This window comes from Lysobacter sp. Soil_N_23, from assembly GCF_057656135.1.
In genome coordinates this window covers 85,935-92,682 of the sequence record NZ_JBDGKY010000018.1, presented here as the reverse complement: position 1 = coordinate 92,682, position 6,748 = coordinate 85,935, and the positions used below count along the sequence as shown (strand labels likewise).

Sequence of the window (6,748 nt, the reverse complement as noted above, 5' to 3'; positions counted from 1 at the left end):
AGCAGTGGGCCATGGATGGCCCACGCCCCGCATTCGGACAGGATGTCCGACTAAGGGGCGGAGCAATCCCCGGCCCGCCGGACGACGCCTTTCCGCAGACGCAAGCCCAACGAGTGCCCACAGAAAAAGGAAAAGGCCGGATTGCTCCGGCCTTTCCTGCTCACCAATTGCGCTGGCAATCGCACCGGACGATCAGCACTTTCCGTCCTTGCAAGCGGCATCTTCGACCTTCTCACCAGCTCCCTTCACGTCCTTACCGGCGCCCGCCACGGTGTTGCAAGCGGACAGGGTGCCCATCGAGAACAGGGCGAGCAGCAACAGGGCCATCAAGCGCTTCATGGAAGTCTCCTCGGATCATGGAAAGCATAAGGACACGCACTCAAAGCCGCGTGCCGTGAATCCATCTGACGCGAGACCATGTGAAGCCGGGGTGGATACGGGCGAAAGTTACCGCTCCCGATTCAGGCGCCAGCCATCGGGCCCGGATGGCACGAAGGCCGGACAAGCCGGCCTTCGAGGAGGTTCGCGGGCAACGGCGGGCCGGTCCGCGCTTAGTTGCCGGCCTTGTCCTCGACCTTCTGGCCGAGCTTCTGGACGTCTTTGCCGAGTCCTTCCATGGTGTTGCAGGCGCTGAGCAGGGCCAGCGACAGGGTGGCGAGCAGGAGCATTGCGGCAAAGCGTTTCATCGGGTCCCCGGGGACGTTGGCAGTGGTGGCATAAGAATGGCACGGCGACGCGGGCGCCGCACCACGCTCCCGGCAGGCCGGGGCGCGGCGATGTCAGCCACAATTCAGCTGCCGGCGCCGGCCGCCGGGCGAGCCGGCTCAGTCGCGCATCAGGGTCGACTTGCCAAACAGGCTCTCGACCAGGTCCACCGCCAGGCGGGCGGTGCGGTTGCGCTTGTCGATGATCGGGTTGAGCTCGACGATATCCAGCGAGGCCATGCGCCCGGTGTCGGCGATCATCTCCATCACCAGCTGCGCCTCGCGGTAGTTCGGACCGCCCGGCACGGTGGTGCCCACGCCCGGGGCGATGCTCGGGTCGAGGAAATCGACGTCGAAGCTGACGTGCAGGTGGGTGTTCTCGTCGACGCCTTCCAGCGCCTCCTCCATCACCCGCTTCATGCCGATCTCGTCGATGTAGCGCATGTCGTACACGTCCAGGCCGTATTGCCGGACCAGGCGTTTTTCGCCTTCGTCGACCGAGCGGATGCCGATCTGGCGGATCTCGTCCGGACGCAGCGCCGGCGCTTCGCCGCCCAGGCGAGTCAGCGCATCGGGCCCGAGCCCGCACAGGCACGCCACCGGCATGCCGTGGACGTTGCCCGACGGCGTGACCTGGCTGGTGTTGAAGTCGGCATGCGCATCGAGCCAGAGCACGCGCAACTGCTTGCCGGTCTGGCGACAGTGCTGCGCGACGGCAGTGATCGACCCCAGGCCGAGGCAATGGTCGCCGCCGAGCAGGATCGGCAGACGGCCGTCGGCGAGCTCGGCGGCCACCGCGTCCATCACCGCGCGATTCCAGGCGACGACTTCCGCCAGGTGGCGGTAACCCTCGACCGGCTTCTGCCAGGGATTGCGCGGACCATCGAGATTGCCGCGATCGATCACCTCGACGCCGCGCTTGACCAGCGCCTCGCCGATGCCGGCAATGCGCAGGGCTTCGGGCCCGAGCCGCGCACCGCGGTGCCCTGCACCCACGTCGGTCGGTGCACCGATCAGCGAAACCCCGGGATAGCTGCGACTCATGCTGTGACGTTCCTGTCTGGTGCCTCCGTCGACGCTGCGCTGTCGACATAAGCGGTTGATTTGGTTGGATTGGTCGACTGACCTTGCGCCAGCCGTCGGCGATTGCTCATGCCGAGTTTAGACCTTCGTCGTTCCCGGCTCCCGCACAGCGGAAATGCGGCGGCTCGCGTTTGCCTATCATCCGGCCTGGACCAGACCGGGACGGGTGCATGGGAACCATCTCGAATCTAATGGACCGCCTGTCCAGAACGTCGAAGGCCGAGCGCCCCGCAATCGTTGTCACTGCCTTCGGCTTCACGGTTGGCCCGGCCTTCGTCGCCTGGCAGGCAGTCTCCGACATCCAGGGCTACAAGATCGACCTGCTGACCACTGACGAGGCATTCCTGGAGTTCACGTGCAACGGACACGGCATCCACGTCAGTGAAGAACAGCCCGGATTCGAACAGCTCGAGCAGGCGATGATCGCAGTCTTCCCGTCGACAGCGGACTGGCGCGAAAAGGTCCTGCGACCTGCGTTCGAGCGTTGCAGGACGCTGCTGTACCGTCGGACCTGATCGCCGCGCAGCTGGTCAACAAAGAAGCCCGCCATGCGGCGGGCTTCCGAGATGCTGGATTGCTGCCAACTACACCATTGCTTCGGCTTTGGCGCTCCAGTTGGCCTTTCGCTCACTTGCAACGAACTTTCGAGGCGCTGGGGGCGTGCTTTCCAGATCCTGCAAGGACTTCAATAGCGGCGCCAGTTTCCTGTCACCCAGCTTTGCCTCTTTGTAGAGCGCGCGCAAAAGGCGCTCAGCTGGTGCGTTGACCTGCTTGCTTCGACCCTTCTCCCAACGGGCGACGGATTGTTCATTGCACCCAAGCAGGCCGCCAAGCGCCGCTTGTGACAGATCCAGTTCGCAACGCAAGAATCGAACTTCATGCCCAACCAGCGGCTCAGGGCTACACACGATCGCCTCCCCCAAGGCGTCATGCAAGCCATCAAGATCATGGATCGTGACACCTTTTCCATAAGGTGTATCGACGAGTTCGTAGCCATTTTTCAGGAACACGTTAGGCAGGCCACTGCCTGTGTACCGATACATTTCATTCCTCCAGAAGGATTGCATGGATTTTGACGATGCGGGCTCCGTCCACGGAGACCGCAACTTTCAGCGAGAACCATTGATTGGCCGCAAATCGTTCCATACGAAATTCCCACAAGCCATCTTCCGTGAGCTTGGGTTTGCCAACAATGTTTCCTGTTCTCAGACAGGACATGACCTGTTGAAACAGCATCATCCCAGCCATGCTCTTCTTACGCGGAGGCGGGATGAACACCACGTTGGAAGAGCTCTGCGCTGCAGCGTGAACTCGCGATTGCAGCTGACCTGCTGTGGTCCTGAATTTGCCAACCGTCACTGGCCACCCGCTTTGACATCCTATCAATTTGATAGTTCGACGCAACGACTTCATGGTCCAGGTTCGTGACGCAGTCTTCAATAGTGGCAATGATGTGTGAGCCAGCGAAGCCGCAGCCCTTTACGTTCAATGGGTTAGGCTTGCACCGTTCCTGACGTACGCCGGACGGGGGGGCTGGCCACAGGGGGACGTTTGGCCGCAGTTCCGAAGAAGGTCTCAGAGCGCCTCATCGCCGGCATCAAGCGCTATCAACCGATCTTGACCGCGGCCAGGACGCGGGACGTCGGCGAAGCGGTAACGATCATCAAAGACATGCTCGCCGACGTATTCGGCTGACAAATACTCGGACGTCACTTCCGAGCATTCGATCCGGGGCACGTTCTGCGACCTCGCCATCAAGATCGACACACAGCTGCAGACGCTGATCGAGGTCAAGGCCATCGGCCTCGATCTGAAGGATCAGCACGTCAAGCAGGCTATCGACTACGCCGCAAATCAGGACGTGGACTGGGTGCTGCTGACCAACGGCATTGTCTGGCGAGCCTATCGCCTGATCTTCGCGAAACCCATCGATCAGGAACTGCAAGAAGGTTGCAAAGTCCGCCAACAATGCGCTCCGTGCCACTCCGTCCAAGGCGACAAAGTCGTCGGCCGGGTCAGTAGGCGCAGCCGCGGCTACAACTGAATAGTCATCCGCGTCGTCGGCCGCATTCCGCTTGCAGGCCGCATCCACATCAAAAAACCCGCGTCAGCGGGGTTTTTGATTATTCACTGAAACGACTCGGATCAAGTGAATCCGGATCCTGGTGCCGGCAGTCAGAATCGAACTGACGACCTACCGCTTACAAGGCGGTTGCTCTACCAACTGAGCTATGCCGGCAAGGCTCGCATTCTAGCCTGTCGTGGCGAGTCGCGTGCTTGCGTCGTCGTTCATTGCAGGCGTGCGCAGTCGAGCGGGCGCGGTGCGACCTGCACGGCGGCCTGCGCGCGGGCAGTGTCGAACGATGGGCCCGGTACCAGGTCGAGCCAATAGGTAGCGCGGCCTTCGCCGAGCGGTTCGGCGCGCGCGGGGAAGCCTGCCGCCACCAGCGACTGGGCGCGGCGGTTGGCCGATTCCTCGCTGCGGTAGCGACCGAGCGCGATCGAGTTGGCTTCGCTGCCTTCGCGGACGATGAAGTAGTCGCCAAAGCCGGCGGCGGAAATGCGCTGGGCGGTGGCCTGCGCGTCGGCCAGGCTGGCCGCCGCCGGCAGCAGCACACGGTAGCCGCGCGTCGTCCCGGTGCGCGTTTCGCGCGGAACCACCCGGGTCGCCACCGCCATCAGCACTTCATGCGCGTTCTTGGCCGTGGCAGCGTCGGAGAACGGGCCGAAGCTGTAGCACTGCGCAGGCATGACGGCAGCCACCTTCGGCGCGTCGACGTCCTTGGGCGGCGCCACTGCCGGGGCAGGCGCCGCAACCGGTGCCTTCGCATCGGCCGATACCGCCGCGGGAGCCGGCCTGGCCGGCGGCTGCACTTCACTGGCCAGTTGCAGGCGTGCCACGCCCAGCGGTTGCTCGATCGCAGACGGTGACGGCGGCGGCGCGCGCAGCATCCACCACGCGGCGACACCGAGATTGAGCACGATCAGCAGGACGACCAGGGCGCGTATCAGCATGGATCGGATTCTAGTCGGCTCAAGGCGCGCTTTCGGCGCCGGCCCATTGCGCCAGGCCTTCGAGCACGAGGGTTGCGACCTGGGTCGCGTTCGACAGGTGGGCAGCCAGTGCTTCGGCGCCGCCGCCGTGCAGTAGCAGTTGCGGGGCGCGGCCCAGGCGCTGGCGCGCCGCATCGAGGCTGCGCTCGATCAGCGCCAGCGCGGCGCCGTCGCAGCCGGAGGCCAGCGCGTCCTCGGTGTCGCTGGCGAAGTCGATGTAGTCGCCACCGCTTTGCGGCAGCTGCGGCGCGCGTTCGTGCAGCGCTTCGCGCATCAGTGTCGGCGAGGGCGCGATGCGTCCGCCGAGATGGCGGCCATCGGCGTCGATGAGGTCGATGGTGAGGGCGGTGCCGACACCGCAAACCAGCGCGGAGTCGCTGATGCGGGCATGGGCCGCCAGCAGCGCCAGGAACCGGTCGACGCCGAGCTTGCGCGGGTCGGCGTAGGCAATTCGTACCGTGCCGAATTGAATCTGCGTGCGGGCCAGGGAGATGCGCCGGCAGCGCGCGGTCAGCGCATCGAGCACCGCAACCCGCAGCGCCGGATGGGCGACGCTGGCCAGGTAGGCGACGTCGATGCGCTCGGGCAGAAGTTCGGCCAGTGCGGCGGCCACGTCGTCCTCGCGGTGCGGCAGGGCGACCGCGTCGCCGGCACGTCCGTCGGCCCGAAGCGGCGCGCACTTCAGCCGGGTATTGCCCAGGTCGAACAACCACGCCGTCATACCCCGTCCCCTTGTCCTGCGCCGCGGCGCACGCTGACTTCACCGGCATGGAAATGCCGTTCCTCGCCATTGTCCAGGCGCACCCGCAGGGCGCCATCATCGGCCAGGCCCAGCGCCGTGCCGTGCACGGTCGCCATGGCGCCATGCACGCTCACATCCTGCCCGGCCAGTGCATCGAGCGCGGCGTAGCGTGCGCTGAAAGCGGCCAGCCCGATCGCATCGAATTCTTCCAGCGCCTGCAGCAATCGCGCCAGCACGGCTGCGGCCAGGGCATTTCGATCCGGTGGCGTCGTGGCGAGCGACAGCGTTGCCAGCGAGGCCAGGTCGCACCAGGGCTGGTCGATCTGCGCGGCCACGGCCGCTGGCATGCGCACGTTGATGCCCAGTCCGATCACCGCGCGCACCGGTCCGGCGTGCTCGCCTCCGCCTTCGACCAGTATCCCGCCGAGCTTGCGCAGCGCGCCGTCGGGATCGACCACCACCAGGTCGTTGGGCCATTTCAGGCGCACGCCGGCAAAGCCCGAGTCCTGCATGGCTTCGGCCGCGGCAATGCCGGCGACCAGGCTCAGGCCACCGAGGCGGGACAGGCCGCCGCCAAACTGGCGGGCGAGCGACAGATACAGATGCGCGGCCAGCGGCGACGCCCATTCGCGGCCGCGACGCCCGCGCCCACCGCTCTGGCGCTCGGCCAGCAGCACCAGGGCGCCGTGCTCCGGCGTGGGCCGGCGCAGCAGCTCGGAATTGGTCGAGTCGATCGTCCAGGCCGTTTCCAGCCCTGCCAGCGCCGAACGGGCCTCGGCCGGCAGCTGCGAGCGGATCGCGGCCGCATCGAGCAGGTCGATCGGTTGTGCCAGCCGATAGCCTCGCCCGGCCTGGGCTTCGATCGCGATTCCGGCCTCACGCAGCGCTTCGATGCGCTTCCAGACCGCCGCCCGGGTCTGGCCGCTGGCCTGCGCCAGGGCGTCGCCCGAAGCCGGCCCGGCCATCAGCCGCTGCAGCAAGGCGCGGTCATCCATCAGCCGCGCTCCGGGCGTCCGGAGCGTTGGCGGCCGGCGGGCAGTGACAACGGGAGGAACAACCGCAGGCGCGGTTGCGGGCGAAGGGCACGCGTCATGCGGCGAATTATGCGCGAGGCCGCAAGCCCGGCGTCAGGCGCTCGCCGACTGAACCGATGCCATCGGCTCGT

At 65.8% G+C, this 6,748-nt stretch carries 11 protein-coding genes and 1 tRNA gene; 3 read left to right on the top strand and 9 right to left on the bottom strand.

The window, feature by feature from the left end; all coding sequences use genetic code 11:
• Positions 1-192: 192 nt before the first annotated feature.
• The 3 genes from AC3A3X_RS13805 to rocF all read right to left on the bottom strand — a co-directional run bounded on the left by AC3A3X_RS13805 (position 193) and on the right by rocF (position 1,748).
• Positions 193-339, bottom strand: a complete 147-nt coding sequence (locus tag AC3A3X_RS13805; RefSeq protein WP_487583594.1) for an entericidin A/B family lipoprotein — start codon at positions 337-339, stop codon at positions 193-195.
• 212 nt (positions 340-551) lie between these two features.
• Entirely contained in the window at positions 552-686 is a 135-nt protein-coding gene (locus AC3A3X_RS13800) for an entericidin A/B family lipoprotein (RefSeq protein WP_487583593.1), read from the bottom strand.
• 138 nt (positions 687-824) lie between these two features.
• Positions 825-1,748, bottom strand: a complete 924-nt coding sequence (rocF, locus tag AC3A3X_RS13795) for an arginase (RefSeq protein WP_487583592.1) — start codon at positions 1,746-1,748, stop codon at positions 825-827.
• A gap of 230 nt (positions 1,749-1,978) precedes the next feature.
• On the opposite strand from rocF, the gene AC3A3X_RS13790 reads away from it, so the two are divergent.
• Positions 1,979-2,302: a hypothetical protein gene (locus AC3A3X_RS13790; RefSeq protein WP_487583591.1), complete on the top strand. Its 324-nt coding sequence runs from the start codon at positions 1,979-1,981 to the stop codon at positions 2,300-2,302.
• Positions 2,303-2,371: 69 nt separating this feature from the next.
• Here AC3A3X_RS13790 and AC3A3X_RS13785 read toward each other — a convergent pair whose 3' ends face one another.
• Together AC3A3X_RS13785 and AC3A3X_RS13780 are read right to left on the bottom strand one after the other, a co-directional pair.
• Positions 2,372-2,797 carry a helix-turn-helix domain-containing protein gene (locus AC3A3X_RS13785; protein WP_487583590.1) on the bottom strand — a complete coding sequence of 142 codons (426 nt, stop codon included), beginning with the start codon at positions 2,795-2,797 and terminating at the stop codon, positions 2,372-2,374.
• Positions 2,798-2,831: 34 nt separating this feature from the next.
• Positions 2,832-3,200: a hypothetical protein gene (locus AC3A3X_RS13780; RefSeq protein ID WP_487583589.1), complete on the bottom strand. Its 369-nt coding sequence runs from the start codon at positions 3,198-3,200 to the stop codon at positions 2,832-2,834.
• Positions 3,201-3,338: 138 nt separating this feature from the next.
• On the opposite strand from AC3A3X_RS13780, the gene AC3A3X_RS13775 reads away from it, so the two are divergent.
• Positions 3,339-3,482 carry a hypothetical protein gene (locus tag AC3A3X_RS13775; protein ID WP_487583588.1) on the top strand — a complete coding sequence of 48 codons (144 nt, stop codon included), beginning with the start codon at positions 3,339-3,341 and terminating at the stop codon, positions 3,480-3,482.
• Between the two features lie 31 nt (positions 3,483-3,513).
• Complete coding sequence (locus AC3A3X_RS13770; RefSeq protein WP_487583598.1) at positions 3,514-3,831, top strand: hypothetical protein; 318 nt, start codon at positions 3,514-3,516, stop codon at positions 3,829-3,831.
• 119 nt (positions 3,832-3,950) lie between these two features.
• On the opposite strand, the gene AC3A3X_RS13765 is transcribed toward AC3A3X_RS13770, so the two are convergent.
• The 4 genes from AC3A3X_RS13765 to birA form a co-directional block, all read right to left on the bottom strand.
• A tRNA-Thr gene (locus AC3A3X_RS13765) sits at positions 3,951-4,026 on the bottom strand.
• 50 nt (positions 4,027-4,076) lie between these two features.
• A complete protein-coding gene (locus AC3A3X_RS13760) occupies positions 4,077-4,802 on the bottom strand; it encodes an SPOR domain-containing protein (protein WP_487583587.1) in 726 nt (241 codons plus the stop codon).
• 19 nt (positions 4,803-4,821) lie between these two features.
• The gene (locus tag AC3A3X_RS13755) at positions 4,822-5,562 is read right to left on the bottom strand and encodes a type III pantothenate kinase (RefSeq protein ID WP_487583586.1); all 741 of its coding nucleotides are present in this window, start codon (positions 5,560-5,562) and stop codon (positions 4,822-4,824) included.
• Positions 5,559-6,578 (bottom strand): bifunctional biotin--[acetyl-CoA-carboxylase] ligase/biotin operon repressor BirA, encoded by a 1,020-nt coding sequence (gene birA / locus AC3A3X_RS13750; RefSeq protein ID WP_487583585.1) that lies wholly within the window; start codon positions 6,576-6,578, stop codon positions 5,559-5,561. The genes AC3A3X_RS13755 and birA overlap by 4 nt, the downstream gene beginning before the upstream one ends.
• Between the last annotated feature and the right edge of the window lie 170 nt (positions 6,579-6,748).

What these genes read in the sequence shown, in the direction of transcription:
- AC3A3X_RS13805 (WP_487583594.1), bottom strand. Translation starts at nt 339, where the DNA reads ATGAAGCGCTTGATGGCCCTGTTGCTGCTCGCCCTGTTCTCGATGGGC.
- AC3A3X_RS13800 (WP_487583593.1), bottom strand. Translation starts at nt 686, where the DNA reads ATGAAACGCTTTGCCGCAATGCTCCTGCTCGCCACCCTGTCGCTGGCC.
- rocF (WP_487583592.1), bottom strand. Translation starts at nt 1,748, where the DNA reads ATGAGTCGCAGCTATCCCGGGGTTTCGCTGATCGGTGCACCGACCGAC.
- AC3A3X_RS13790 (WP_487583591.1), top strand. Translation starts at nt 1,979, where the DNA reads ATGGACCGCCTGTCCAGAACGTCGAAGGCCGAGCGCCCCGCAATCGTT.
- AC3A3X_RS13780 (WP_487583589.1), bottom strand. Translation starts at nt 3,200, where the DNA reads ATGAAGTCGTTGCGTCGAACTATCAAATTGATAGGATGTCAAAGCGGG.
- AC3A3X_RS13760 (WP_487583587.1), bottom strand. Translation starts at nt 4,802, where the DNA reads ATGCTGATACGCGCCCTGGTCGTCCTGCTGATCGTGCTCAATCTCGGT.
- AC3A3X_RS13755 (WP_487583586.1), bottom strand. Translation starts at nt 5,562, where the DNA reads ATGACGGCGTGGTTGTTCGACCTGGGCAATACCCGGCTGAAGTGCGCG.
- birA (WP_487583585.1), bottom strand. Translation starts at nt 6,578, where the DNA reads ATGGATGACCGCGCCTTGCTGCAGCGGCTGATGGCCGGGCCGGCTTCG.